Here is a 26,922-nt window from a genome sequence, read left to right on the forward strand (position 1 = left end):
GCTTTCGCTCAGGCTGCCCCCGCGCCGGTGACACCCGAAAGGGATCGGTTTAAGCTGTCCTATGCCTCCGAAACACGTAGTGGAGATTGAGCGGAAGTACGAGGTCGACCACGGCGTCCCCATTCCTCCGTTGACAGATCTGCCCGGCGTGGCCGGCGTGGATCGAGCGGTTGAGCACAAACTTGAAGCGGAGTATTTCGACACGAGAGACTTACGCCTGATCTCACGCAGAATCACGCTCCGACGTAGAACCGGCGGCAGCGATGCCGGATGGCACCTGAAACTTCCTTCCGCTGGCGGCGAGCGCCACGAGTACCATGAGCCGCTCGGAGGGCAGGACGACGGCGTGCCCAAGCCCCTCCTGCGCCTCATCCGCGTACACGTCCGCAATGAGGCGCTTACGGTGGTTGCCCGCCTCAATACAACGCGCACCGTGTACACCCTCCATAACACGGACGACGAGGTCCTCGCCGAGTTCAGCGACGACCTGGTCCATGCGCAGGCGCTTGTGCCTGAGGAATCGAGCCGGGACTGGCGAGAGTGGGAATTGGAACTCGTAGCGGGGTCACGGGAGTTGCTGGACGCGAGCCAGACGTTGTTTGCCCATGCAGGGATTTCTCCGGCGGGTCACCTCTCCAAAGTGGGGCGCGCATTGGGCGACGCCATACCGGGTGCGGCGCCGTCGCCGGAACCCGACGCGAAAGGCCCCGCGGGTAATGTCCTGCTCGCCTGTCTCGCCGAGCAGGTTCACATGCTCTTGGAACAGGACCCTCGCTTACGGCTCGATGAAAAGGACGCCATAGACAAGATGTGGGCCGCTACCCAGCGGATGCGTTCCATGCTGGGGACCTATCGGAAACTCCTCGCGGACGGCGAGAGGGTCGGTTTCCTGCGGGGCGAACTGAAACTTCTTGCAGGTTTACTCGGCGAAGCCCGCGGAGCCGAGGTGATGCACCAACGCCTTGACGACATGATCGCTGACCAGCCGGAGGAGCTTGTGATGGGTCCGGTTGCCCACAGGGTGGACCTGGAGCTCGGACGGGACTATAAGAAGGCTCGCACCAGGATTCTCCGAACACTCGACAGCAACCGCTACTTCCACCTGATTGACACGCTCGAGTCGCTCCTGGGCGACGCAGCCCTTTCACCGCTGGGCAAGAAACGAGCAAGGAAGGTAATTCCGAAGCTCGTCCACCGCGACCTCAAACGACTTCGGAAAGCCGCCCAGGAAGCGAAATGGCATCCCGGCGGAACGGGCGACCACCATGCCCTCCAAGATGTGCGCAAGAACGCGGTGCGGTTGCGGTATGCGGTGCTAGCGGCAGCGCCCCTCAACCCCAAGAAAGCTTCCAAACTGATCCAAGCGGTGCACAGGGTCCAGAAAGCGCTCGACCGTCACCAGGACAGTCTGGCAACCCAAGCGGTGCTGTCCCGGATAGGAGCCGAAGCCGCCGCCCAGGGCGAGAACGGCTTCACCTACGGGCGATTGCACGCCCTCGAAGAAACCGCAGCGCTGGAGGCGGAGAGCCGCCTTCGCAAGGAGTGGAAGCACTTCCCCAAGGTGTCGCTCTCCACATAGGGCGACTACTCTGCCAGCTCGGTCGAAGCGACTTCGTTCCCGTTCCCGCCGTCGTCGCCGTTCGTCCGGTAGTCCGCCAGCACGAGGATCGGCAGGTGGTCCGAGGCACCGCGGGGCAGGGTCTCGACCTTCTCAATGTCCAGCCCGCGTGACGTCGCGAAGTCGAAGTGCCCGCGGAACACCATGCCCCTCGTGTAGGTCCGACGGTCGCTGAGGGAGAGGTCGTAACCGGATTCGCTCATGTGGGCAGTGAGCTTCTGCGTGAAGAAGGGGTAGTTGAAGTCGCCGACCATCAGGGTCGCGAAGCCGTCCCCCATGCTCAGCAGTTCGGCGTGCGCGGCGTCGATCTGGTGCCTGCGCAGTGAGTTCAAGGCGGTCAGGGGGGCCGCGTGGAAGGATCCGGCGACAAGCGTGTTCTCGGTCTCGAGGTCGAGGAACTTCGCGCCGATCAGTCGCTCGTGCGCCGGGGTCAGGACCCGGTCGTGGAGGGACTTTTTCAGGGAAAATGCGTCGGCGCGCACCATGTCGAACCGCGCCCGGCTGTAATACATCGCGAGTCCAAGGCGATTTTCCTTGGTGGCTGTAGCCATCTGGAGGTTACCGACGATGTCGGGTAGATCCGATGCGTCGCACTCCTGCAGGCACAGCAGATCGACCTCGTAGTCCTCGACGAGAGATTCCAGCTCCCCGCTGGCTTTATGCTCCCGAAGGTTGTAGCTGATCGCGCGTATCAGGGCGCACTCCTTACTGGGTGAACGGCCGAAGCACGCTTAGTCTAGGACAGGGGACCAGAAATTGACGGGTCGTTACCGGCGGCGGGGGAATCGAACAGAATCACCTGCCGGATGGCCTTGCCGTCGGCGAGCTGGTCCATTGCCTCATTGATGTCCTCCAACTCAATGCGCGAGGAAATCAGGGCCTCCACGGGGAGTTTCCCTTCCCGCCAAAGCTGTGCGAACCGGGGGATATCCCGTTCCGGGACCGCGGAACCGAGGTAGCTGCCCGTTATGGTCCGCGCTTCAGCGGTGATGCCGAGCGGCGCGATGGATGCGCGCGCATCCGGCGATGGAAGTCCTACCGTGACGGTGGTGCCGCCGACGTCGGTAATCTGCACCGCGGTCTCGAACGCCCGGGCGTTGCCGGCCGCCTCGATCACCACAGGAGCCTTCAGTCCGGTGTCGATTGCTTCCTGCGGCGTGTAGACGGCGGTTGCCCCGAGTTCCCTGGCGGCGTCCAGCTTGGCGGGTACGGCGTCGACGCCGATGACGTCACCTTTGCCCAGCGAAATCGCCGTGATCAGAGCTGCCATCCCGACACCGCCCAGTCCTACGACCACCACCGTGTCGCCGTCCTCCGGCTTGCCCGTATTGATGACGGCGCCGCCACCGGTGAGCACAGCGCAGCCCAGGACGGCGGCGATTTCCGGTGGGACATCGTCGTCGACCTTCACTACGGACTTGCGGTTGACGACGGCGTGAGTCGCGAAACCCGATACGCCGAGGTGGTGCTTGATCGCTTCACCGTTGCGGTGGAGGCGCTGCCCGTCGTCGAGCAGGACCCCCGCGTTATTGGCCGCGGAGCCGGTGGAGCAGGGGAGCTTACCGTCCGTCCGGCAGTTCCGGCATTCCCCACAGCGCGGCAGGAAGGCCATCACCACCCGGTCGCCGAGGGAAATTCCGGTGACACCGTCGCCAAGCTGTTCGACCCGCCCGGCAGCTTCATGGCCAAGCAGCATGGGGACAGGGCGGACCCGGTTGCCGTCGACAACGGACAGATCGGAGTGACAGAGGCCGGCGGCCTCGATGCGCACCAGGATCTCGCCCGGGCCCGGCGCGTCCAGCTCCACTTCTCCGATGCTGATGGGCAGGGAATCCGCGTAGGGGCGTTCCCGGCCGATCTCCTCAAGAACCGCTCCAGTGATTTTCATGAGTGCCTTCGTTCGACGGGTCAGGTGGTGGCGGCCAGGCGCCGACGCAGCTCTGAGGCTACACCGCCGTCGTCGGAACTTATGGGCAGGGGCTCACGGCCCCAGAGCCACAACAGAATGTCGTGGGGGTCCCCGCTGACGATGGTATCGGGAGAGTCGCCTGCTTCGTGGGAGACTTCGACGTCGCGGGGTAGGAGGAGCACCGACCAGGTTTTCCCTCCGGCGTCGAGCACGACGCTTCCGGTGACTCCTTCCGGAAGATCGTCAGCGCTCTGGGTGGAACGCCCGCGCTCGAACATGACGGTTAGGACCTCGTCGATCCCGTCGATCGCGAGTTCCGTCTCCACCGGCTGAGGGTCGCCCAGCGCGGCTTCAAGGTCGTAACGGTGGATAGCGGTCTCGTGGGTGAGCCGTCGGATCCAGAACCCGACGGTCTGGTCCTCCTTCACCCAGGACTCCGTGGCGTCGGATGGGCTGTGGGAATCGAACTCGCTGGCGAGCCGCTGGTAGCAGGTCTTGAGGATGTCAACCGGCCCGAGCTGCAGAATCTCGTCAGGAACCCAGTGGCCCTGGGGCTTCACGCCCGTGCGGATGGTCTCGGCCTTTTGCAGGTAGACGAGCGCGGTGTGGCGCGCCAACTGCTCGATATCCCACTCCGGGCACGCCGGTACGCGCGTTCCGAGCCGGCCGGCGGATTCCGCTGCGCTGGTGAGTTCCAGCAGGCGCGAGAATCCCTGCTCCATCAGCTCCCGATAGCGGTCATAGGTGAGCGCGTAGGGGTAGTCGGGCTTCATTGGCCGGTTCCCTTAGCCAGTTCCGGGATCTCGCCGGCGATGACGGCGTTCAGCAGCTCCCGAACATTCTCGAACACATAAGCCGCTCCGGCGTCGCGCAGTTCCGCTTCGCTCGTGCCACCTGTGGTGACGGCGATAGTGGGGATGCCGAGCTTGTTCGCGGTGATCACGTCCCAGACAGCGTCACCGATGAAGACGGCGTCCTCCGGCTTGAGGTCGGCAACACCCAGCGCCGACTCGAGGATGTCCGGGGCCGGCTTGCTGATGCCCGTATCCGTCGCGTTGGTGGCCCCGGTGATGGCGCCGTCGGCACCGATCACCTTCCTCAGGACGCCAAGTTCCTCCTCCGAGGCGGAGGTGGCGAGAACGACGGCGAGACCCGCGTCGGCGCAGTGCTGCAGTAGGTCGCGGGCGCCGTCGAACGATCGCAGGGCCGGCCATTGGGCCGAGAACAGCGCACCGTGCGTGTCCTCCAGGGCCTCGTCCTGGTCCTTGTTCCGGTCTTCACCGATGAGGTGCTCGATGAGGGTAGTGCCGCCCATCCCGATGGTGCGGTGGATGGCCGCCATGGGAACGTCGTGACCGAAGCGTCGGAAGGCCTGCCACCAGGCGAGGGTGTGCAGGTAATTGGTGTCGACGAGGGTTCCGTCTACGTCGAAGAGGACGCCGCGGGCCGGGCCGTCGTTCTGTTCTTTCATCGTGCCGCCTTGATGGGTCTGAAGTGGAATAGGATGTGCTCCAATACGGGTGCATCGGCGGTAACTCACCAACAGGATCCCGGACTACCCACCTTGTCTCAGAAGGAATACCTATGTCGAGTTACTCCAGCCAATATCGTGCCCCGTACCCCAGCGAGCAGCCGTTTGCGGGCACCGGTACCCGCAAGCCCTCAGCTATGAATTACGCCGGTTCTGACTATGAGGGTAAGCGCGCCGCCCAGCTCTCGTTGGCCTTCGGCGTCCTGGGAATGTTCATGTTCTGGTTCGTCTTCGGCCCGCTGGCGATCAGCAATGCGAACAAGGCCGAGCGCATGGGCGAGCCGGCAGCCGGAGGGCGGCTGTTGGGATGGGTTGCCATCATTCTCGGAGTGCTGAGCATTGTGCTCATCGTCGCGTGGGTCATGTTTTTTGCGGCCACCTTCTCGACCGCTTTCCAGAACGGCACCACGCTCTGACACCACAGAACGACGACGGAGCCACCGTTGAGAGCGACGGCTCCCGTCTCGTCTGCGACAGTTGCTGCATCAGCCTCGCGAGTGATTCCTGTCGTGAGCCCACTTGGCGACCTCCACGCGATTGCGTGCTCCGAGCTTCTGCATGAGGCTTGTCAGGTGTGTCTTGACGGTGCTGAGCGTGATGTGCAGTTCGCTCGCGATTTCGCTGTTGCTTCGACCGCGCGCCACCGTTGCCAGCACCTGCTCTTCCCGTGGGGTGAGCGGCTCGAAAGGTTCGGGTGGCGCCGGGGCGGGGGCCGAGCCGGCGAACGCCTCCAGCAGCCGGACTGTCACGCTGGGAGCGATGAGAGCATCTCCGTTCGCGGCGGCGCGCATGGCCTGCGCCAGTAGGTCCGCGCCGGCGTCCTTGAGGAGGAAACCGCGGGCACCGGCGCGCAATGCGGCGTAGAGATACTCGTCATGATCGAACGTTGTGATGATGACGACGGCCAACGGGTCGTGGACGTCGGGACCTGCGAGCGCGCGGGTCGCCTCAATGCCATCCATCAACGGCATCCGGATATCGAAGAGGCAGACATCGGGGCGCAGGCGGCGTGCCAACTCGATCGCCCGCCGACCATCGGCGGCTTCGCCAATCACTTCAATGTCCGGCTGTGCATTGAGGATCATGGTCAGGCCGGTTCTCACGACCTCCTGGTCGTCTGCGATGAGGACACGGATGCTCATGCCGGCCGTCCCGTTCTGGGCAGTACGGCCGCTACGGTCCAGCCGCTGTCGTTCGTCGGGCCGGCGGTACAAGTGCCGCCGAGCAGTGCGGCTCGCTCCTTCATTCCTGTTATCCCGAATCCGGGGGTGGTGGGCGCGCCGCGAGCGCCGTCGTCGTGCACCTGCAGGCGCACCTGCTGCTCGTCGGCCTCAACGGCGACATCGACGCGGGTTGCCCGGGTGGCATGCCGCCGTGCATTGGTCACCGATTCCTGTGCGATCCGGTAAACGGCGGTCATGACGGACGATGGAAGGTCGTTCAGCTGGCCCGTAAGTCGCAGGTTCACGGTCGGGCCACCGTTCTCGCTCCGTGTGAGGCGTTCGAGATCCTCGATGTGAGGGCTCGGATGCAGCTCGGCTGCATCGTCGAAGCGAAGCACACGCAGCATGGTTCGCAGCTCAGTCAGGCTGCTTGCTGCTTCGGATTCGATCACGCGGAGGGCATTCGTTGCCGCGCCTGGATCAAATGCTGCCGTCGCCAGCCCTGCCTGCGCCCGGATGGCTATGGCTGAGACGTGGTGGGCGACGGTGTCGTGGATGTCACGGGCGAGCCGTTCCCTCTCGAGCATCCGTGCCTGCTCGATCTCCCGCGAGCGCGTGCTGGCTCGAAACCTCACCGCGAGGCCCAACGAGATAACAGTGATTATGAGGATGTGTGCTCCGATGACATCTTCGAGAACGAAGCCGGTCATCACTTCGGTGACCCACAGATGCACCAGGACGACGGCGACGCCCACTACTATCGATCGACCCGAACCCCACCGCGAGAGTGCGTAGAGGAGGACGACGAAGAAGACTGAGGCAATCGGTTCGCTGTTGCCCAGGATGACTACGCCCAGGGCGGTACCGGCCATTGCCGTTATGAGCATCCCGAGTGGCTTGGTGCGGCGCCACAGCAGGGTTGGGGAGATCGCCACAACAAGAATGAGCATCGGCCAGGACGGGTTCGAACTCAGCAAGCCCTCCACCAATGCAACCAAAGCCACCGCAACGATGAGAGCGTAGTCGCGCCACACCCGCGCCGGAGGTGGGGGTGAGGCGGGCGGGGCCGTCCACACCGAACGCAGGTGCGCCATCATGACCACATCATACGAGCGGGTTGGGCCGAGGCGTATCCGCCGGAAGTACGAGGAGGCAGGCGCCGCCCGCGCCGGTGAATAACGTATTCTGCGACCGCGACGTTGATGACCCATCCGAGACCCATCAGAACCGCGGTTGTCAGTTTGTCGGGAGGGCCGATAAGGAGCGTCCACGGCAGGAGGGTGAATACCTGGGTTCCGGCGCCAAGCCCGATGGCGTACGCCCTCGTCATCCAGGCACTATGCCGCGGAATGTCGCGGTGCAGAACGGCGAGGATGCCCAGGACGATGCTTATCGCCATAGCCAGCCCGAAGAACAGCCTCAAAGCGACGAGAGGGGCGTTGGCGCCGTCGGGGTGACTGTAGAAGAGGGTCATCCACACGCCGGAGAGCGCGGCCAGGAGTCCTAGCGGCGCGAGGAGCCGGCCGGATCGCTGATGCCAGTTCGGTCGCCCGCGGCGCAGGGACGGAACGAATTGGAAGGCTCCGAGGATTGAATAGACACTTGCGGCGACGATGTGGATGAGGACGGGGACCGGTGACGCGAAGAACCGCGCGTTGGCCTCGGTGATCTCGGCTCCGGCAGCCAGTTCAGTGATGCGGGTCGCGCCGGCAATCACGGGCACGAGACTGAGCAGGATGAGTCCGGTCGGCACCTTCCAATAGCGCTTCCCGGGATGTCGGCGAGGCGCCTCAGGGGCGTTGCTCGCCGCAGGCGGTGTGGGGGAGGGAGTGGTCATGACAGAAGTCTCGCCGCAGAGGCAGTGCTAGCTCATCGGGCGAAGGGACCGGAGTGTGTTCACTCCTTCGGCGGCACTTCACCGTACTTTCGGTCGATGCCTACCAGCGAAGGGCGGCTGTCGCTGCTCCGTGAGGCCTGGACAACTGCGCGGGCGATGACAAGGTCCTCCCAGGCCATTCCCGAGCTTTTGAACAGGACTGCGCGGTCAGGTCGAGCTGGGTTATCCCGTTGGCGACGGGGCTGGATCCGTTGCAGGATCGAGCCCGGAGACCAGCGCGTCAACGATGGCTGAGGTGGCCTGAGTCGGGCTGAGCAGATTGAGGACCTCGGGTGCCGCGATGAAGTCAAGCTGCATGGTCGTCACCCTGCCTTGTCCGTTACTACCAGAACACGGCGATGATGATGTTGAGCAGCGTCAGACCGCCGACAGCGCCGAGAATCCCGGTCGCCACAGCGTCCTTCTTGCGGTTGATGAAGGCCAATACGACGACGGCGATCATCACCAGGAGCTTGACGCCGATTTTCATGTTGTCGACTTCCGCCAGGTCACCGGCTTCGATGACGCCGACCAGCCCCAGTCCTGTGATCAGTTGCAGCCAGCTGCCGTGCATGATGCCCGGAGTGACGACGGCGCGGCCAGTGCGCATGCTACGAATCTGGGCGATGACGCCCCCGAGGATGGCCGCGAGACCGACGAAGTGCAGGACGAGGAGCAGGTTGCGCAGAAATTCCATGGAACCAGCCTAAACGGACGGAAGCTCCCAGCTATGCGCTCGCGTCGGCGCGCATCTGAGACGACGCCGAAGATGTCCTCCGAACCCCGGTCAGCAGAAGTACGGCCGCCCCGGCCGCACAGCAGAGCATTACGACGGCGGTCGGCACGGGAGAGGACAGCCCGAATGCTCCAGTGACCGGAGCGATGACAGCTGCGCCGGTCATGTTTGCTGCGCCGAGTAGGGAGGCGGCGGTGCCGGCGCGGAGCCCGTGGTGCTCGAGTGCCGTCGCCTGCAGCGCGGGATGCAGGAGCCCAAACGACGTGGTGAATCCCATGATCGGCGCCATCAGCCCCCAGACTCCCAGATGCGGGGCGAGACTGACGCTCAGCAGCAACACGGTCGCGGCAACGACAAGGGCAACGGCTCCGCCCCGGACCACGAGGACTGGGGACGTGTGCCTGGCAAGAAAGCCACCCACCTGCGCACCGATCACCATGAGCGCACCCTGTCCGCCGAAAAACAGAGCGTAGCCGGTGGGGGTCAGGCCGTAGACCTCCTGAAGCAGGAAGGCGCTCCCCGCCATGAAGGACATCATGGCGGAGAACAGCAGCCCGCCGGCCAGCGCAACGGATCGGAAACGTCCGTCCGTGATCAGGCTGCGGTAGTCGTCCCTGAGACGGACGCCCTTTCGCTGCAGTCGACGCTCGGGCGGGTTCGTTTCGTTCCGTAGCAGGATCACGCCTGCCACGCACAGCAGCACTAGTCCGTATACCAGCAGGACCCAGAAAAGCCCGCGCCACCCCACAACTCCCAGGAGTTGGGCGCCCAGTGCGGGCGAGGCAACGACGAAAACGCCCGACGCGATAGCCAGGCGGGCGAGGATGATGAGGAGTTTCTTGCCGCTGTAGAGGTCGCGCACGATGGCAAGGGCGATGACGGCGCATGCTGCTGAGCCCATGCCCTGAAATGCCCTGCTGGCTATGAGCCATTCCATCGAGGGCGCCAGAGCACAAGACGTGGTTGCGAGGCAGTAGACGAAAATCATCACCGCGAGGGGTCGTGCGCGTCCGACGGCGTCGGACACCGGCCCGGAAGACAGTTGCCCGATGCCCATGCCGATGAAGGCAGCGGTCAGGGTTAGCTGTACGGCAGACTCGGGGGAGTCGAACTCCCGGCGGATGGCCGGAAAGGCGGGCAGGTACAGGTCCATGGTCAGCGGCCAGATCACCTGCAGCATGGCGAGGGCAGCTACGAGGAGCAGGACGCGATGGCGCGGGCCCGTCGGCGAGCTGTCGGACTCTGCGATCGTCGGTGAAGGATGCGCCTGTTTCACGGAAGACCTTCCCTTGGATAGCGCTTTCCGAACCATCTTACGCATTCGCGCCGCCATCGGTAGGGCCACGCACCCGACGTCGGGCCCCACCTGATGCTTCCAGCGATATGCGTCACTTCAGCTGAAGCTGGGATGATGGTAGAGACCTGCCGACTCGTCCCGGGCAGAAGGGTGTCCAGTGTAGGAAAGGGGCCACCGATGAGCTGTTGCGGTTCTCCCAAGGGTTTGGGTGCACCCATGCCGGCTCAGTCCGACGTCGTTCTTTCGTCGAAGCAGACGGACCTTCCGGAACAGGTTCACATCACGGGGGGATCCTTCTTCATGGGGGATCACTTTGACGAGGGCTATCAGGCGGACGGGGAAACGCCGGTTCATCAGGTAATGCTCAACGCTTTTTCCGTCGATGCCACCGCAGTGACCAACAGCCAGTTCGCGCGCTTTGTGAGCGCCACGGGGTACCGGACCGAGTCTGAGATTCATGGCACGTCCGCGGTATTCCACCTGCTGGTTCAGGCTGCTTCCGTTGATGTCCTCGGCGCGGTAACCGGAGCGCCATGGTGGTTCAACGTCCGTGGAGCCGATTGGGCTCATCCGTACGGGTTGGACTCGGCTTGGCAGGATCTACCCGACCACCCGGTGGTGCAGGTTTCCTGGAATGATGCTCAGGCGTACTGCAGATGGGCGGGGAGGCGGCTTCCGACGGAGGCACAGTGGGAATTCGCAGCCCGCGGTGGACTTGAGGGTCAGCGATTTCCATGGGGAAATGACCTGCTGGGTCAGGACGAAGTGCACTTGTGCAACATCTGGCAGGGTGCGTTTCCGGAGCAGAACACCCAGGACGATGGATTCCTCGGCTCCGCCCCTGTTCGTAGCTTCCCACCCAATGGATATGGCCTCTACGAGACGAGTGGAAACGTCTGGGAGTGGTGCAACGACTGGTTCCTTCCCAAGTACTACCGGAACTCGCCCCTGAAGGACCCACCCGGTCCTACAATCGGCAAGGGTCGCGTTATGCGCGGGGGCTCATATCTGTGCCACGACTCGTACTGCAACCGTTACCGCGTCGCCGCCCGCAGCTCCAATTCGCCGGATTCTGCCAGCAGCAACTGTGGATTCCGCACTGTGCAGGCCCAGTCGAAACTGTAGGGGTGACGTAGTACCCGTCTTGGGAGAGTCCGGCGCAGTATCGCGCGGCCGGGATATTCAGGCGGTGATCGGGGCGTATTCGAAGGCGCTGATGATGCTGTCCGCCAGCATGTCCACGAGCTTGCTGGAGCGCTCCGGATCCGGGTCGGCCAGGTGTTGCATGCTGATCCCGTCAATGCCGGAGATGAACAGGCGGGTGATCAACTCCAGGTTGGACGGTACCTCTTCACCTGCTGCACGGGCCGCTGATTCAAACAAATCCTCAGTGGCCTGAATCCATCCCTGGTACATGGAGCGGTTCATAGCCAGCGCGCGGGGCTCGTCGTCCGACTCAACCCGGAACCGCCGCAACAGCAGCTCGAAGGTGGTGACCTGTTCATGCGGCAGCCGCAGCATCCGCTCCCAGACGCGGTGCGCATGGGCCCGGGCTACGTGCGCGAGACCGGCTTCAAGGTTTTCCACCGGAGGTAGCGTCTTGGCATAGTCGCGGCTCAGGTAATGGTAGACCTCTTCGAGCAGCTCGTCCTTGTTCCGGAAGCAATAGTGGAGAGCGGCGAGCGGGGCCCCCGCTTCAGAAGCGATGCGGCGCGTGGTCGCTGCACCAACGCCGTCATTGGCAATGACGCGCGCTGCGGCCTCGACGAATTGCAGCCGGCGTTCGGCGGTTGGTACCCGAGCCATTTCATCCCTTCCGGTCCTGCGATCCAGTGTAGGCACACCGCATGCGTCTCTCGCTCTTACAAGGGCGCCTCAACGGGTTACATACATTTTACAAGAAAGTTCTAGTCAAGTGACCAAGTCATGCGACATACTTATTGAAATTAGTAATGCACATCACACCGGAGGTCGACTTGAACAGCTCGCTGCAGTCTTCTCCTCCCGCCGACGTTGTTCTCGTCAACGGGAGGGTTCCCACCGAAGTGCAGGGTGGTGCGTCGACTGATGGTCCAGCCACTTCGGTTGCCGTGCGGGATGGCCGGATCCTGGCCGTCGGTGGGGAGGATCTTGGAGAGCTCGTATCGAAGGGGGCCCGAATCATCGACGTCGACGGCGGGGCGATCATTCCCGGCATCAACGATGCTCACCTGCACTTCGTTGCCTCGGCCATGGTCCGCTTCGGCTACCTGGACATAGGCGTCAAGGCCGCCACCAGCTGGCAGGAGGTTGCCGCATTGCTCACCGCTGCGGCTCCTGCAGAAGACGGCTGGGTTCGGGCGCACGGGTGGGACGACGTGGTCCTGGGGCGCGGGGGAGCTGAGGCTCTGCTCCAACTCCGGTCCGGGACCCCGGTGGTGGCCTTCGACCAGACGGGGCATCAACTGCTGGCCAACCAGACCGCTATGGACGCCGCAGGTGTCCCGGCTTCCCCTCGAATTCCGGAAGGCGGTGTCATCGGGCGAACAGAGGCCGGACCGCCTAACGGTCTCTTCGTGGACGCTGCGATGGAGCTCATCACCACAGCCATGCCGCAGGTGCCCACGCAGACTCTGCGCGAGGCCGCACTGATGTACCAAACGCTGCTGCACTCCCAGGGAATCACTTCACTGACCGAGCCGGGCTTGGGACCCGGAGGTGCGGGCCTGCTCAACGGGACCTGCACCGTCCCATCGCTGGAACTGCTCGGTTCCCTTGCCCAGTCCGGGGAGCTGTCACTGCGCATCAACACCTTGCTGCTCTTCGCCGGCACGGGAGGCATCAGCGCCCACGCAGTGCGGCAGGGCCTGGATTCGGGCCTGCACCATCTCTACTCGGAGCGCGGCATCGACCCGCAATTGCTGCGGATAGCTGGCGTGAAAGTCTTCGCCGACGGAACCCCGCGGAGCGGCACGGCCTGGATGAGCGAGCCATACGGCGAACAGTGCAGCCACGGGTCCCTGGTAGTCGCCGGAGCAACTGACAAGGAGCGGGTCGCCGAGCTCAAGGAGATTGTCCGGCTCATCCACGACGCGGGTCTGCAGGCGGGCATCCACGCCACCGGGGACGCTGCCAGCGAGGCGGCGGTCGATGCGATCATCGCGGCTCAAAAAGAGCACGGCCGCGATGCCCGGCACTACATTATCCACGGCGCCTTCCGCAGCAACAACTCACTGCCCAGACTGGCAGCACACGGGATCGGGTACAGCACCAATCCGGCCATCCGGGCAGCCGGCGGCGATGTCATCAAGCGACTCATGGGCGAAGAGCGGTTCGCTCGACACCAACCGCTCGGATCAGCGTTTCGCGCCGACGTGAAGCTGAACATCGCTTCGGACTCGCCAGTCACGGACACGGACTGGCGCAAGACGATGACGGCCGCAATGACCCGCGCCACGGTCCATTCCGCGGGTGTACCCAACGACCCTGAAGGCATCACCTCGGGCCAGGCTCTACTCGCCATGACATCCCTGCCGGCGTGGCAGGACCACGCGGAGCACTACAAGGGACGACTGCGGCCCGGATACGTAGCCGACATCTGCGTCCTCGACGGCCCCTGGCCTGTGAACGCCGAGGACCTGGCCGAACGCCGCGTCGCCTGGACCCTGGCCGGAGGGCGCGTTGTACACGACCCGGCATCGTCTGCTCCTCACCCTGACTACACGAACGTCCATTGACGACCCCATCACCCCACCAGCACCTCAAAACCCCTAGGAGAAATCGTGCGAATCAAAATTCCGGTAGTACTGGCAACCGCGTCGGCCCTCATGCTGACCGGCTGCGGAGGTGATGGCGGCAATGAAGCCGCAGCCCCCGAAGAGTCATCCACCATCCAGGTGGGAACCGTCGGCATTGGATCGGACGCGGCGATTCAGATGGCCATCGACAAGGGCTACTTCGAGGAGGAAGGGCTCACCGTCGAAACCACTGTCGTAGCCAACCCACCGGCCGGCATCGCGGCCGCTCAAAGCGGGCAGCTCGACGTGACCTATACGCCGTCCATTCCGTTGCTCAACGCGCTGAGTCAGAACGTTCCGTTGAAGGTCATCGCTGCGGCTGACGGCTATGCCGAGGATGCAGCGCAGGCAGAGGATCTGGCCGTCGTCGACGACACCGGGTTGTACGTCCCCGAGGGAAGTTCGATCACCGATCCGAAGGATCTCGAAGGCAAGTCCGTCTCCGTACCGGCCCGCAAAGCCCAGATGGAAGTGACTATTTCCAAAGTGATCCAGGACGCCGGGGGTGATCCGCAGAAGGTCAACTGGATGGTGTTGGATCCCGCGTCCGCCCTGCAATCGCTGGACTCGAACCGGGTTGATGCGGCCGCCCTGATTTCGCCGTTCACGGCCCAGGCCGGTGAGAAGGGACACCAGCGCCTGGCTTCTCCGGGTATCGAGTTCTTCGAGAAAGGCGCCGTAGGTCTGTGGGTCGCAGGCGCCGAGACGATCGAACAGAACCCGGAGGAGATGGCCGCCTTTGGGCGTGCGATCCATAAGGCGAACGAGTACGCGAACAACAACCCGGAGGAAGCTGAGGAAGTGGCTGCGGAAGTCACGAACCTACCGCTGGAGACGGTGCAGGAAGGCGCTGAGATTTATTGGCCCACCGAGGTCAGGCTGGAGGACCTTCAGCGCGTCAATAAGCTCCTCGTCGAACTCGGCTTCCTGCCACAGGAAGTTCCCCTGGATGAGAGCTTGATCCTCAGTGAATAGGTCCTATGAAGCGACGTGGAGCTGAAGCCATGAACACCCATCTTCGACAACCACTGGTCAGCGCCGGCGGGATCATCGGTGCCGTCCTGCTTTGGCAGTTCATAGCGACCTTCCCGATGGCTGGCGGACCACTTCCCACCTTCTCGGCAACGTTCGTCGAACTGACCCGCCTGCTCGGCAGCGGTGAGTTCTGGGCATCATTTGCGGACACTGTGATCATCTCACTGCTCGGGCTGGGCACGGCGGCGGTCATCGGAGTGATCCTTGGCATTCTGATCGGCAGCTTCGACCCGTTCCGCTACGCCACGCATGCCCTCCTGGAATTCCTCAAACCGATTCCGCCGATTGTGATCCTGCCCCTGGTCGTGCTGATCTACGGCCCTACAACGCAGATGGCCTGGTTTCTGGTGTTCTTCGGCTGCGTGCTGCCCATCATCATGCAGACCGTAGCCGGCGTGCATGACGCCGACCCGGTAACTATCGATACTGCCCGCTGCTACGGGTTGGGACGGGCCGAGATACTGACCCGGGTGACTCTGCCTTCGGCTATGCCTTTCATCGGCACGGCCATGCGGATCGCGGCGCCCGCTGCCCTGGTGATCACCGTCGTCGCCGGTCTACTGGGCGGAGGGCCCGGGCTGGGCCGAAGCATCTACCAGGCTCAGGCCGGCGGTGATTACCCCTCGCTCTATGCCTACGTCATCGTCCTCGGCGTGCTGGGGCTGGTCTTCCAGGGTCTCAGCCGAGCAGCCGAGCGCCGCACGCTGCACTGGCACGCTTCCTATCGAGAGGTGCTTCCCGCATGAACCGCAAAGCCATCAACTGGTCCCTTGGAGTAGGCACGCCCCTCGCGATCGTGCTTCTCTGGTGGACACTGTCCAGCACCTCAACCAACACGTTCTTCCCGCCGCTGAGCAACATCCTCGAACGCTTCCAGGCGTTGTGGCTCTTTGACCACTTCACTTCGGACGTTTTGCTCAGTCTGCGGAATCTCGCCCTCGGCTATGCCCTCGCCACCGTCATTGGCGTCGGGTTGGGGTTCATCATCGCCCTGATACCCGTTGCGCGCTGGATACTGGACCCCTTGATCCACTTCTTCCGGGGCATCCCACCGGTGGCGCTGGTGCCGATCTTCATCTCGCTGATCGGTTTCGGGGTCGAGATGCGCCTCTTGAGCATCACCCTGGCTGCGCTTTTTCCCACGCTGATTGCGACGGTCGACGGCATCCGCAGCATCGATTCGGGCCTCAAGGACGTCAGCGCCGTGTACCGGCTGTCGCGGGGAGAGAAGATGGCTCAGGTTTATCTGCCGGCCGCCGGGCCGCAGATCGCTTCCGGCATGCAGGTCAGCCTTCAGGTTGCCTTCATCGTCATGATCGCGTCCGAGATGCTCGGCTCTTCTCAGGGTATCGGCGCGATGACGCTCCTTGCACAGCAGAGCTTCATGATCTCCGATATGTGGGCAGGCATTCTGCTCCTGGGGATCATCGGCTTCGCCGCAAACCTGCTCTTTGAAATAGCCAGAAACAAGATCCTTGCCTGGTATGTAGGCTCCAAACGATTGGCACGCACCGCATGAAGCCCACAATTGCGTCCCCGAAACCCTTCAAGAACAGCCAGCAGGTGGTTCCCATGACAGAAACCAACATCTCCTCCGACGCCACGGTTCGCCTCAGAGTGGAGGGACTGGCAAAGACCTACGGCTCTGGCGAAAAGTCGGTAGCCGTGATCGAAGACCTCACGTTCACAGTGGACGCCGGCGAGATGGTCTGCATAGTCGGCCCATCCGGCGTCGGTAAGACAACCCTGCTCAAATGTTTGGCCGGTCTGCAGCCGGCCACCCGTGGCCAGGCGTTCATCGACGGGAGGGCCATCTCCGGGCCTCCACGTGAGATGGCCCTAGTCTTCCAGGACTACAACCGCTCGCTCATGCCATGGCTGACAGTCCGAAAGAACCTCATGCTGCCGCTGCGGCACCTCAAGCTTCCCGCGAACGAAGCCAAGGACCGCTGTGACAGCGCCCTTCAGGCAGTGGGTCTCGAACATGCCGACCACCAGTACCCCTGGCAGCTCTCCGGCGGTATGCAGCAGAGGGTGGCGATCGCCCGCGCCCTGGCATATCGGCCCGAGATCCTGATTATGGACGAGCCGTTCGCGTCAGTTGACGCGCAAACTCGCTTTGATCTGGAGGACTTGTGCCTCAAGATCCGCGAGGACTTCAGCATGACCATCCTTGTGGTCACCCACGACATCGACGAAGCGGTCTACCTAGCCGACCGCGTCGTCGTACTCGGATCCAAGCCGGCCAAGGTGCTCAAGGTGGTGGACGTTGATCTCCCCGCTCCGCGGGACCAGATCTCCACACGATCACTCCCCGAATTCGCCCGGCAGCGCACCGAAGTACTTTCACTGATCAAGAGGCCCGCATGAGCCCGGAAAGTCCAGCGCAGGGTAGGCGGCCGAACGTCCTGGTTTTCATCGCGGACCAGTTGCGGTCCGACCACCTCGGATACGCGGGCAACCCGGTGGTCAAGACGCCGAACATCGACCGACTGGCAGCAGAGAGCACCGTCTTCACCGAAGCGATGGTGACCAATCCAACGTGCATGCCTAACCGGGCCAGCCTGGTGACGGGGCGTTGGCCTTCAGCGCACGGCACGCGGTTTAACGGGATCGCGATGGACCCGGACACGAACAACGTGGTTCGGTCTCTTGCATGCTCGGGATATTCGACGACGGCGGTAGGCAAGCTCCACCACCAAAACATGGGGTGGGACTTCGAACCCGACCAGTTGGAGCAGATCAAGGACACAGACCCGTTGTTGGTGCGATCTGTTGCGGACGCTTGGTCGCGTCGTCGTGAGCCCGGCTGGGACAAGTGGGAGGACAAGTCGGCACACGATCGGGCGTTCATACCGCTTCCGGAGGACTACTACGGCTATCAGCACGTCGATCTTGTGATCGGACATGGCGATCGACCTGGTGGGCACTACGTGCACTGGGCACGGGAACACGGCGTCGACCCTTACACCAGCGGCGGACCCGAGAACGCAGCCGCCCTGCTGGCTGATTGGGAGCAAGTGTACAAAACGTCAGTGCCTGCCGACCGGCATCCCAGCGCCTATGTGGGAACGAAAGCGGTCGAACACATTGAAGAGTTCGCGCAGCACGACAAACCGTTCTTCATGTTCGTCTCATTTCCCGACCCACACCACCCCTTTTCTCCGCCGGACGGGTATGCCGATATGTACTCTCCGGAGGATGTCGAACTTCCGGTCGGTTTCAATCAGGACCACTCGAAATCACCCCCGCACATCCGGAAGATGATTGAGCACCGGGGCGTGCCCAACAGCGACCCGACCATGACCTGGGCCGCAACGGAGGAACAGTACAGGGCCGCAGCGGCGGCTCAGTACGGGTTGATCAGCCTGATGGATAAGCACATTGGGCTTGTTCTTGAGGCTCTAAGGGAGAACGGCCTGGACGAGGATACTATCGTCGTCTTCACCAGCGACCACGGCGATCTCTTCGGAGATCATGGGCTGATGCTCAAGCACTTCAGTCATTATCGTGCCGTCACGAATGTGCCGCTGACGATAAGAATCCCCGGCCGAATTGCGGGAGCCATCGACGGTCTGGTCTCGACCGCAGACCTGGCTCCGACCCTGCTGGAACTGACGGAGACTCCCTTCTATCGCGGTATCCAGGGCAAGTCCCTGATGCCACTCCTGGAAGGCAGAACCAACTCAATCAGGGAGGCGCTCGTTATCGAGGAAGACCAACCCTTCGGGCTATCCGGCCTTCCTGCTCCGGTGCGGACCCGATCGGTCATTACTCGAAAGGGGCGCTTGACGCGCTACTTCGGAACCGGCATCACCGAACTTTATGACCATCGAACGGATCCGGAAGAGCTGAATAATCTGGCTGAGGACCCGCAGGCGCGAGGACTTATGGCCGAACTCACCACCGTGATGCTCGAGGAAATGGCTGCCTTGGCAGAGACCGGAATAGCCCCAACAGCCGCGGCCTGAGGTTCCCTGGGACGCAGGTGAAAAGCCAGAAGGGGCGGCACCATCGGTGCCGTCCCTGCCTTGGCTGCGCTGGCCTGCTAGGTCACCATGAATCAACCTAAACGGACGGAAGCTCCCACTTTTCCGTTCGGGAGAGTGCCCTCTCCAGTTCGCGCCCGCATGCCTCGGCGAGTAGCGCGGGATCACCGACGACGACGAGCAGACTCCGGGCCCGGGAGAGACCGACATAGAGGTGCTCCCGCGCCCTGTCCGTCTCCTTGAACCCGTCGATGCACAGAATCACGACTGACCGTTCAAGACCCTTGAAGCCCAGGACATGACCGTAGAACTCGGCCTCGTTTGAGTGGAAGTCCTGCCAGTACTCTTCGATTTTCCCGCGGTCGAAGTAGTCCTGGTGGATGGGATGCCGATGGCAGGTGGTGAGCAGCGCGATCTGGTTATTTGCCCAACCATCTTCAATCAGGGCGTCAACGCAGTCGCCGGCTACGCGGAGGGCATCCTCCGTTGCGCATTCCACTCGCCGGACCGGTAACCCGGTTCCTGCTCGGGGAGTGAAGTGTTCCCCTGCGAAACCTTTGAACGTTTCGGCGATCCTCCGGGTATTCCGCAGGTTGTCGTCCACATGGATGGGCACGAGGTTGGCGGTCGGCCCGTTCACCGTGTCGGCAGTGAACCCGCCCCAGCGCCGGTAGACGTCCTGCCGATCGTCCATGAACGCATACACCTCAGATTGTTCGGGATCTCTGGTGCATGCGAACAGCGCCTCCCACCACAGCGGCGCGAAGTCTTGGGCCTCATCGATGATGACGGCGTCAAACCGCTGTTCGGGCGGCAAATCCCGGGCACCCTCCTTGAGCAGGCGTGGCATTTCTTCGTCGAAGTACGCCTGGCCGGCGCCATCCGGAACGCCCAGTGAGCGCACGTATTCGTGAAATTCGCCGGTGAACGCCGGTTTCGCCGATCGCCAGCCCTTGACCTCATTCTGGAGGTGCTGCCCGAGCCCCTTGTTGTAGCAGAACAGTCCCACCCGCTTTCCCTGACGGCACAGCTGCTGGGCCTTGGCCAGGGCCAGCCAGGTCTTGCCGCTTCCCGCGCCGCCGGTGAACCTGATGCGCGGAAGGTCCCGGGTGGCCTGCAGCAGCGTCGATTGTCGTTCGGTGAGGAGGTTTTGAAAGTCTTCCCCTTCCTCGGCGGGGGAGCCGCTTGCCGCTTCGTAGCTTCCCTCCAGACGGCGCGCGATGCGGTCTAGATACGTTGCCGCGAGGGGTATCGCACCAGCTCCCTCTATTTCTATGGCGTGACGGATCCTGTCAGCGGGAGAAATCAGGTCTTGCTGATCGAGGATCAGTCCGCGTGGACACCCGACCATGCTCCACTCATCCGTCAGGCTCGTGTAGGGGAAGCAGGCCATGTACGCGAAGCGGCTTGTGAGCGGACTTCCCAGCTCGTCCGAGATCCACTTCTTGAACGCGTGCACGGAGCTTTGGGACTGCGCGATGGGGCTCTGGATATTGTGCCGACCGTCCGTGCCGCCGGACTGCCACCACCGCCCGCGCTCGACGCCGACTAGCCCGCCCTTGACTTCGATGGCAGCCAGTCCAACACCTGGCCACAGCACCAGGATGTCGATCTCATGCTCGGCCCTGCCATGACGGACCTGTATCGAGTGGGCAAGCACGACGTCGTCCGGCAGGCTGGCGCGCAGCTTCAGCCACACGGCCCGCTCGGCTGAATGCCCTTCAGTGAATTCCGGCTGTTCCGGTATGCAGCGCATCGGTTCCCCCTCGTCTTCCGCCGCACTGAATCATGTGGCCGCTCCCCGACGACGGACTTCGGCTCCAGCTGCCCGGCAGAAGATGAGAACGAGTTCGCTGACTTGCTGGCCGGTGATGCGTTGGATCATGTCAGCGTACGTTGCGAGCTGCCGCCAGTATGCGGCGACCGTTTCCTCAGTGACTTCCCTGTCCGTCTTGAAGTCTGCGATGACCAGGGTGTCATCCTCCTCCCGGTACATCAGGTCGATGACGCCTTCGACGGTCACGCCACCCGTCTGCGCCACAACAGGGAGCTCCAACCAATGTTCCCGCTGAGCCGCGCGCCGGACCGGCTCGGTGGTGAGGGCTGCGCGGGCGTTCGCGGCGAGCCCTTCGGAGGTGGCGCCGTCGGACATTCTCGCCACACTGTCCGCTATAGCCTCGACGTCAGCGGATTCCTGCAGGTCGCTCAGCTCCATGACGCGGTGGAGCGCTGTACCGAATACTGCGCCGCCTTCTGCGTAGGGAGCGGCCGGGGCCGGGAGGGTCTCGTCGTCGAGCGGGATGAATCGCAGCGTCGGCTCTGGGCCGGGACCATCACTCGGTTTGCCCTTCGCTTTGGCAATGGCGGTGACCGAAGTAGTGGAGACGACGGCTGACTTTTCCTGCCAACGCGTGCGTTCCTGTTCCCACGCCTCCCAGGAGTCGACGGGAGCAACCGACACCTGCAATTTCGCGTGTGGGAGGGACTCCGCCGGCAGCTCAAGCGATGGCACTGAAGGATCATCCGCACCCTTCAGAAGTGCACCGAGACTGTCGTTCGCATTGACGTAGTGCGAAACCACCAGGTGGCTTTCCGCCCGGGTGCATGCGACGTAGAGCAGCCGGCATCGTTCTGCCTTGTCGAAGAGCTTCTCTACGGACTGTGCGTCAGCGTAACCGGCGGACGTGATCGCTTTGACGAGGGAAACATGCAGCGCGCCTTCCTGATCCCACAACGCCGCGTCGTTCTGCGAGCGGGGGCTGGAGCCGGTGCCGGCGAGGATGACCATGGGGAACTCCAGACCTTTGGAGGCGTGGATGGTCATGATGCGGACGGCGTCGACGTCCGTCTCCGGTACGACGGATTCACGCACCCGGGTGTTCTCTTCCTGCTGGGTGCCGGCCCATACCAGGTAGTCCCGCAGGCTGCCGTGGGTTGCCTCGGTCCATGCCCGGGCCTGATCGATGACGAAACGGAGCCGGCGCCAGACGTCGCGGTAACGGGGTGACGCGATGGCGGTTTCCATCATGCGGCGCTCAGCGACGATGCGATCCATGAGTTCCGCAGGCGTCAGCACGCTGATCTCCCGGCACAGCTGTTTCAGGTACGCCATCCCATGGGCAACCGGGGAGTCGGTGAGCGTATCCGGGGCCGGCGCGAACAGGTTCCAGGATCCTCCCGCCTGCTTCCATTCGAACAGATCGTCGTCGCCGCAGCCGAAGGGAGCAGAGCGCAGGGACAGCACCAGTGATGCGTCATCGGCGGTATTGGCGATGGCCCGGAGGGCAAGCAGGAGATCGTTCACTTCCTGCGTCGAGTAGACGAGGGAGGATGCTTCCGCACGATACTCAATGCCGGCGTCGTCGAGGGCGTCCTCGAGCGCGGCAAGGGCGGTACGGGTAGGAAGAAGGATACAGATGTCCTTCAGCCGAAGGGCGCTGGTCTCGAAATCCTTTGACCCCTTGGCCTGTTTGAGCCAGGCGGGCTGCGCTGACTGCCCGGACGCAAGAAGGATGGTCTGAGCGACGTCCGCGGCTTCCTGCTTCCTCATTTCTTCTGCGGATACTTTTCCTGATTCGCCTGCTACGGCACCGTCGCGGCCGAGAACCGAAACGGCAGGTCCGTTTACCTCGTCCCACCGAGGACGCGCCGGATCCGCCGTGAGCTCCTGGTAGGGCGGCTGGATATTGCCGTTTTCCAGGATGAGCTGGCCGAACGTCGCGTTGATCCAGTCCAGCAGCGCACCCGTTGAACGGAAATTGGTTCGCAGGGACGCTATGTGGGACTGTGCCTGACCAGCAAAGCGGTGTTGGGTCTCGAGGTAGGTAGCGATATCGGCTCTGCGGAAGCGGTAGATCGACTGCTTGGGGTCTCCGACGGTGAACAGCCTCCCCGCTGGAACGTCGAGCGCTTTCCATCCGTCCACTCCACATACGCCGGTGGCTGCGATCCGCGTTGCGATTTCGGCCTGGACCGGGTCGGTGTCCTGGAACTCGTCGAGCATGATGCACTGGTACCGCTCATGGAGCGCGCGGTGTACGTCTACCGTTCGCTGGTCAGTGCCGACCAGCAGGTCGCGGGCGTGGATGAGGAGATCGTTGTACTCGAGCTCGCCGCTCCGCTGGCGTTCCCGTGCTGCTTCCACAATCAGCACGGCCATCGCTGCCGCTACGGTGTCCACCGCGGGGGTGACGAAGCTGTCGCGGAGGGCGGCTGCTGCAGCGCTGAGCTTCGCGCACGAATCGCGCACCTCTGCGATGTCGACCGCCCAGTTCCCTTTGCGGCCCTGCTTCGGGGTGGGAGGGATGTCCTCAAGGATTTCGAGAACGAGGGCGAGTTCTCCTGTGCCGGCGTTCTCGAGCCGCCCATGCCAGGAGCGGATCTTCTCGATAGCGACAAGAAGCAGGTCATCGGAAGCTGTGCAATGCTTCGTGTGCTCAAGCACCTCGGTGGTTTGACGCAGCAGCGGACCAAGGTCGATGGCAGGTATCGGTCGTCGTTGCGGCGGGTGGCTCTCCAGCCGGTCCCAGGTGGCGTCCAGCCCGGCCGCCACGTTTTCCAGATGGTTCAACGAGGCACCGACAGCGAGCAGGATGCGGAGCGCCTCATCGAGGGAAGGATCGCTGAACAACCGCTGCCGGATCACTTCCCAGCGCCGCGTGAAGGCTATCTGGGAGCGGAGCTCGTCGACCACCGTGATCAAGGGGGGGACCCCCGCCTCGATGGGGTGCTCGCTGATGATCCTTGCAGCGAAGGAGTGGATGGTGCCGATGGGCGCGGTATCCAGCTGGCTCAGCGCGCGGATGTGCAGACCGGTCTGCTCCTCGTCCAGCTTCCGGCGCACGCGGTCCCGCAGCTCTCCAGCAGCTTTCTCGGTGAAGGTGATGGCGGCAATGTTCTTCAGTTCTATGCCGTGATCCACCATGGTGCAGATTCGTTCGACCAACTCGTGGGTCTTGCCGCTGCCGGCTCCCGCCTCAACGAAGACGTTGGCTTCGAGAGTTTTCTCGATGAGATCGCGGTCCGCCTGATCTGTCAGTTCGAGGACGTCGGGGTTCATTTTCCCGCCTTCAGGAGGTGTGCGTAGGGAGCGAGTTCGGGGGCGTCCTGGAGTTCAACCCAGTGCTGATCCATTCCCAGCTGGCCCGCCAGGGACGTGAAAGTGACAGCGGTGCGGTCACGGGTGATGTGCTTGGTCGGTTCGGGCTTCAAAGGAAAGACACCATTTCGGATTGCCGAGATGATGAGGCCGGCATCTTTCCTTAGCTGGTCGATGACTTCCTCCGTGACCGGGTAACCGATCTCCTCGAAGTTGCCGGTGCGTGAGGTGAACCAGTAACTCGCCGCGACCTCCGCCGTCGTTGTTTCCGACAGCGAGCGGGCGAAGAGTCCGTAGACGGGGAGCTGGAACTTTGTGCCGAACGCGGTCGGGTGTTTTCTCAGGTCCTTGAACTTGTCATGTTTGCCGGTCTTGTAGTCGACAACCCGGATGCGGCCGTCCCGGTGCACATCAATGCGGTCGACCTTGCCTCGAAACCGGAGGACAGTGCCGTCCTTGAGTTCAAGCTCGACCGGCGGGGTGTTGTCGTCCATCCCGAACGGTGCCTCGGCCGCCTTGTAATCCCAGCCGGCGTCGGCTGCCTGCCCGTCCTCGTTGAAGAGTCGGCGGAAGTCCTGCCGCATTCGGGCCTGGTCCTGATCCCACACGTGCGGCAACCATGCCGGGTTGGTGAATTCTTCGAAGGCGGCGTCAGCCAGTTCGATCAGCCGGTCGAGGGAGCGTTCCCGCTTCTCATCAGTGATTTCCTGGACGTAGCCCTCTAGGACCTTGTGCATGAGGTTGCCTCGCTGCATCGGGTTGATCTGCACTTCGAGTTCGATGTCTTCGAAGATGCTGACCTTCAGGACGTGTTTGAGAAAGAAGCTGAAGGGGCTGAGTACCCAGTCCTCGAGACGGGTGGGGGAGAGCGCCTTCGATTCCTCGATGATTTCTCCCGCGAACGTCCCAAGGTTGCCGGTGTAGCGGGAGAACATGCCTTCACGGCGGTGACGTGTGGCCGTTACCGCCCGCTGGAGAACATCGTCATCAGGAAGGGCCTTGGTTCTCGCGTCTGCGGAGAGAAGATGGCGGAGCCGCCACTCCTGGTCTGTGGCTGCGACGGCCAAGCTGCCGCTGCCAGCCTTGGTGGGTGAGCCGTGCTCGATGCCGTGCGCGAAGGAGCGTAGTTCACCGGTCGGAGCTGCCAGCCAGCGGGATGGCAATCTATCACCCGAGCCGCGCAGGTCGCCGCGGGGGCTGGTAATCATCCTGGTGGTGCCCGCTGCCAGTGCGGCGAAGAACTGATCCTGCGCTGCCTCGGCACGCTGGTCAACCGTCAGCAGATCACCGCCGATGAGTGCGCTGACGGCGTCCGGCAGAAGTGGATTCTCACGAACACGCGCGGGCGCCAGTCCTTCCGCGGCGCCTATGAGAAAAACATGGTCAAGATCGCGGGCCACAGCATCTGCATAGCCTCCGATGACGACGCCGGTGCCGCTCTTTCCAGTCCAGCCACCTTTGGCTGAGATGCTGTCTTCAAGCGTGCTTCGGGTGAGGAGCGGGCGGGGCGGAGGTCCGATTCCGTCGAGGGCGGCGAGGGTGTTGATGATCTCCAGAAGCGCGGTGCGGGTCGCGGCTTTGGCGGGTGGCTCGGTGTCTGCGCGCGGCCCCATGAAGTCGGCCATCAGGGAGGTGAGCGCATCACCGGCCGCCCGCCAGGTAGCGGCATCCAGTACCTGACCGACGCTAGCGGCGAGGGCTTCGACGAACTCATGGAACAGTGCAAGCTGCTCGAGCTTCCTGGTGAGGCGCTCATGCGGCTCGCTGTCGTCGCGGTCGTCGGATGGCGGGTTCACGTGCAGGCGCTCGCAAACGGCACTGTTGGGCAGTTCATGGCCGCGCCAAACAAGCGTGCCCTCGGCGAGGATGTTCAGGATGGTGCGGACATCGGGCTTACCTGGATCCAGCGTGAGCAGCTGAAGTAGTCCGCGGGCAAGAGAGGTGTCGGCCAACCGCTGGGCTGCAGGTCCAACGAAGGTGATTCCCGCCTGGGTGAGCCGCTGGGTGAGGAGTGCCCGGTAGGGGTGGGCGGTGGAATGGAAGATGCCGATCCTGTTGCCGGGCACGCCGGACCGGAGCCGCTCAACGACGAGGCGTACCACCGTGCGGACCTCATCATCGGCGTCGGACGCGGTGAGGATCTCGGTTTCCCCGTCGAAGGTGCCGGCCGCATGGATGTGCTGGAGGCCAACGTGCTCGAGTTGTCGCCGAAAGGCGGCTACCGCGGGCTGAACCTGGGCTCCGAGCATGAACCCTATGAGCGTGCCCAACCGTAGGGTGGTACGTGGTGCCTGAAGGAGCTGACCCGCTCGAACGAACAGATCATGATCGGTGAACCAGCGATCCCCGAGGGCGGACATCGCGGTGCGGTGAATGCGGAGGACTTCGCGTACGAGGTCCGGTAGTGCGCCGTCGTGATGGGGCTGGATTGCATCAAGGAGGGGCGCAGTGCGGGTGATAGCGCGGGCTGTTGCCGGTTGTTCGGCGACCTGCTCGAAGTCACCGGGATTGTCCGCCAGCGCCCGGCTGATCGCAGCCTGGCGGACTGAGGCAGGCAGCGGTGACCGGCCGCTCAGTGAGGAGTCAGCGGCAACCAGTTCGGATGCGAGGTCCTTGAGCGTGAACGCGCGCACGCCTACACTGCCCGACCCCGCGTTGAGCGTGCGTCCGAGATAGCGGGTGACGTCCAAACCCGCAGCGTGGGAGGGCACCATGATGGTGATGGGCGCGAGCGGATTTCCAGCCTTCGCATTGGTGATGCGCGCGGCCAGTTCCTCAAGAGCCAGATCCACGGATTCGGCGATGTGCGTACCCATAACGTCCCCCTGCTTCCTGTGATTCACAACATAACAGGGGGCTCCGACAGTTCCGATTTTTGAATCCAGAAGCGCCAG

23 protein-coding genes are annotated in these 26,922 nt (G+C 63.3%); 9 read left to right on the forward strand and 14 right to left on the reverse strand.

All coding sequences use genetic code 11. The features are described from left to right. Positions 1–61: 61 nt before the first annotated feature. Complete coding sequence (locus AC5RTB_RS00945; protein ID WP_494059196.1) at positions 62–1,579, forward strand: CYTH and CHAD domain-containing protein; 1,518 nt, start codon at positions 62–64, stop codon at positions 1,577–1,579. A gap of 5 nt (positions 1,580–1,584) precedes the next feature. On the opposite strand, the gene AC5RTB_RS00950 is transcribed toward AC5RTB_RS00945, so the two are convergent. From AC5RTB_RS00950 to AC5RTB_RS00965, 4 genes are read right to left on the reverse strand one after another with little or no spacing between them, the layout of a single operon-like run. Beyond that, complete coding sequence (locus tag AC5RTB_RS00950; RefSeq protein ID WP_494059740.1) at positions 1,585–2,310, reverse strand: endonuclease/exonuclease/phosphatase family protein; 726 nt, start codon at positions 2,308–2,310, stop codon at positions 1,585–1,587. 44 nt (positions 2,311–2,354) lie between these two features. After that, entirely contained in the window at positions 2,355–3,506 is a 1,152-nt protein-coding gene (locus AC5RTB_RS00955) for an alcohol dehydrogenase catalytic domain-containing protein (RefSeq protein ID WP_494059197.1), read from the reverse strand. A 20-nt stretch (positions 3,507–3,526) separates the two neighbouring features. Beyond that, complete coding sequence (locus tag AC5RTB_RS00960) at positions 3,527–4,300, reverse strand: maleylpyruvate isomerase family mycothiol-dependent enzyme (protein ID WP_494059198.1); 774 nt, start codon at positions 4,298–4,300, stop codon at positions 3,527–3,529. Beyond that, entirely contained in the window at positions 4,297–4,998 is a 702-nt protein-coding gene (locus AC5RTB_RS00965; protein ID WP_494059199.1) for an HAD family hydrolase, read from the reverse strand. Before AC5RTB_RS00965 ends, AC5RTB_RS00960 begins: the two co-directional genes overlap by 4 nt. Positions 4,999–5,111: 113 nt before the next feature. Between AC5RTB_RS00965 and AC5RTB_RS00970 the strand changes: the two genes are divergently transcribed. Beyond that, the gene (locus AC5RTB_RS00970; protein WP_494059200.1) at positions 5,112–5,474 is read left to right on the forward strand and encodes a hypothetical protein; all 363 of its coding nucleotides are present in this window, start codon (positions 5,112–5,114) and stop codon (positions 5,472–5,474) included. A 69-nt stretch (positions 5,475–5,543) separates the two neighbouring features. Here the strand turns inward: AC5RTB_RS00970 and AC5RTB_RS00975 are convergent, their stop codons facing one another. From AC5RTB_RS00975 to AC5RTB_RS01000, 6 genes are all read right to left on the reverse strand, one after another. Next, positions 5,544–6,200, reverse strand: coding sequence for a response regulator (locus AC5RTB_RS00975; RefSeq protein ID WP_494059201.1), 657 nt, complete (start codon positions 6,198–6,200; stop codon positions 5,544–5,546). After that, the gene (locus tag AC5RTB_RS00980) at positions 6,197–7,318 is read right to left on the reverse strand and encodes a sensor histidine kinase (RefSeq protein WP_494059202.1); all 1,122 of its coding nucleotides are present in this window, start codon (positions 7,316–7,318) and stop codon (positions 6,197–6,199) included. The genes AC5RTB_RS00975 and AC5RTB_RS00980 overlap by 4 nt, the downstream gene beginning before the upstream one ends. Further along, on the reverse strand, positions 7,315–8,058 hold the full coding sequence (locus AC5RTB_RS00985) for a DUF2306 domain-containing protein (protein WP_494059203.1): 744 nt from the start codon (positions 8,056–8,058) through the stop codon (positions 7,315–7,317). Before AC5RTB_RS00985 ends, AC5RTB_RS00980 begins: the two co-directional genes overlap by 4 nt. A gap of 222 nt (positions 8,059–8,280) precedes the next feature. Then, positions 8,281–8,415, reverse strand: a complete 135-nt coding sequence (locus tag AC5RTB_RS00990; RefSeq protein ID WP_494059204.1) for a hypothetical protein — start codon at positions 8,413–8,415, stop codon at positions 8,281–8,283. A 25-nt stretch (positions 8,416–8,440) separates the two neighbouring features. Further along, a complete protein-coding gene (locus AC5RTB_RS00995) occupies positions 8,441–8,794 on the reverse strand; it encodes a hypothetical protein (RefSeq protein WP_494059205.1) in 354 nt (117 codons plus the stop codon). Positions 8,795–8,825: 31 nt separating this feature from the next. Continuing rightward, a complete protein-coding gene (locus tag AC5RTB_RS01000; protein WP_494059206.1) occupies positions 8,826–10,109 on the reverse strand; it encodes a multidrug effflux MFS transporter in 1,284 nt (427 codons plus the stop codon). A gap of 198 nt (positions 10,110–10,307) precedes the next feature. Here AC5RTB_RS01000 and AC5RTB_RS01005 point away from each other — a divergent pair, with 198 nt between their 5' ends. After that, positions 10,308–11,255, forward strand: coding sequence for a formylglycine-generating enzyme family protein (locus AC5RTB_RS01005; protein ID WP_494059207.1), 948 nt, complete (start codon positions 10,308–10,310; stop codon positions 11,253–11,255). Positions 11,256–11,312: 57 nt separating this feature from the next. Here the strand turns inward: AC5RTB_RS01005 and AC5RTB_RS01010 are convergent, their stop codons facing one another. Then, complete coding sequence (locus tag AC5RTB_RS01010) at positions 11,313–11,936, reverse strand: TetR/AcrR family transcriptional regulator (protein ID WP_494059208.1); 624 nt, start codon at positions 11,934–11,936, stop codon at positions 11,313–11,315. A 146-nt stretch (positions 11,937–12,082) separates the two neighbouring features. Between AC5RTB_RS01010 and AC5RTB_RS01015 the strand changes: the two genes are divergently transcribed. Genes AC5RTB_RS01015 through AC5RTB_RS01040 form a run of 6 tightly spaced genes read left to right on the forward strand, consistent with a single transcriptional unit; the run spans position 12,083 to position 18,912 of the window. Beyond that, entirely contained in the window at positions 12,083–13,846 is a 1,764-nt protein-coding gene (locus AC5RTB_RS01015) for an amidohydrolase (protein WP_494059209.1), read from the forward strand. A gap of 45 nt (positions 13,847–13,891) precedes the next feature. Next, positions 13,892–14,881, forward strand: coding sequence for an ABC transporter substrate-binding protein (locus AC5RTB_RS01020; RefSeq protein WP_494059210.1), 990 nt, complete (start codon positions 13,892–13,894; stop codon positions 14,879–14,881). 29 nt (positions 14,882–14,910) lie between these two features. Next, positions 14,911–15,687, forward strand: coding sequence for an ABC transporter permease (locus AC5RTB_RS01025; protein WP_494059211.1), 777 nt, complete (start codon positions 14,911–14,913; stop codon positions 15,685–15,687). Beyond that, positions 15,684–16,460, forward strand: a complete 777-nt coding sequence (locus tag AC5RTB_RS01030; protein ID WP_494059212.1) for an ABC transporter permease — start codon at positions 15,684–15,686, stop codon at positions 16,458–16,460. The genes AC5RTB_RS01025 and AC5RTB_RS01030 overlap by 4 nt, the downstream gene beginning before the upstream one ends. 53 nt (positions 16,461–16,513) lie before the next feature. Further along, on the forward strand, positions 16,514–17,311 hold the full coding sequence (locus AC5RTB_RS01035; RefSeq protein WP_494059213.1) for an ABC transporter ATP-binding protein: 798 nt from the start codon (positions 16,514–16,516) through the stop codon (positions 17,309–17,311). After that, positions 17,308–18,912, forward strand: a complete 1,605-nt coding sequence (locus AC5RTB_RS01040) for a sulfatase-like hydrolase/transferase (protein ID WP_494059214.1) — start codon at positions 17,308–17,310, stop codon at positions 18,910–18,912. Before AC5RTB_RS01035 ends, AC5RTB_RS01040 begins: the two co-directional genes overlap by 4 nt. 97 nt (positions 18,913–19,009) lie before the next feature. On the opposite strand, the gene AC5RTB_RS01045 is transcribed toward AC5RTB_RS01040, so the two are convergent. From AC5RTB_RS01045 to AC5RTB_RS01055, 3 genes are read right to left on the reverse strand one after another with little or no spacing between them, the layout of a single operon-like run. Next, positions 19,010–20,686, reverse strand: coding sequence for a nuclease-related domain-containing DEAD/DEAH box helicase (locus AC5RTB_RS01045; protein WP_494059215.1), 1,677 nt, complete (start codon positions 20,684–20,686; stop codon positions 19,010–19,012). 30 nt (positions 20,687–20,716) lie between these two features. Beyond that, positions 20,717–23,989: a UvrD-helicase domain-containing protein gene (locus tag AC5RTB_RS01050; protein ID WP_494059216.1), complete on the reverse strand. Its 3,273-nt coding sequence runs from the start codon at positions 23,987–23,989 to the stop codon at positions 20,717–20,719. Continuing rightward, on the reverse strand, positions 23,986–26,844 hold the full coding sequence (locus AC5RTB_RS01055) for a PD-(D/E)XK nuclease family protein (protein ID WP_494059217.1): 2,859 nt from the start codon (positions 26,842–26,844) through the stop codon (positions 23,986–23,988). The genes AC5RTB_RS01050 and AC5RTB_RS01055 overlap by 4 nt, the downstream gene beginning before the upstream one ends. Between the last annotated feature and the right edge of the window lie 78 nt (positions 26,845–26,922).

The organism is Arthrobacter sp. M71 S08 (assembly GCF_059089725.1).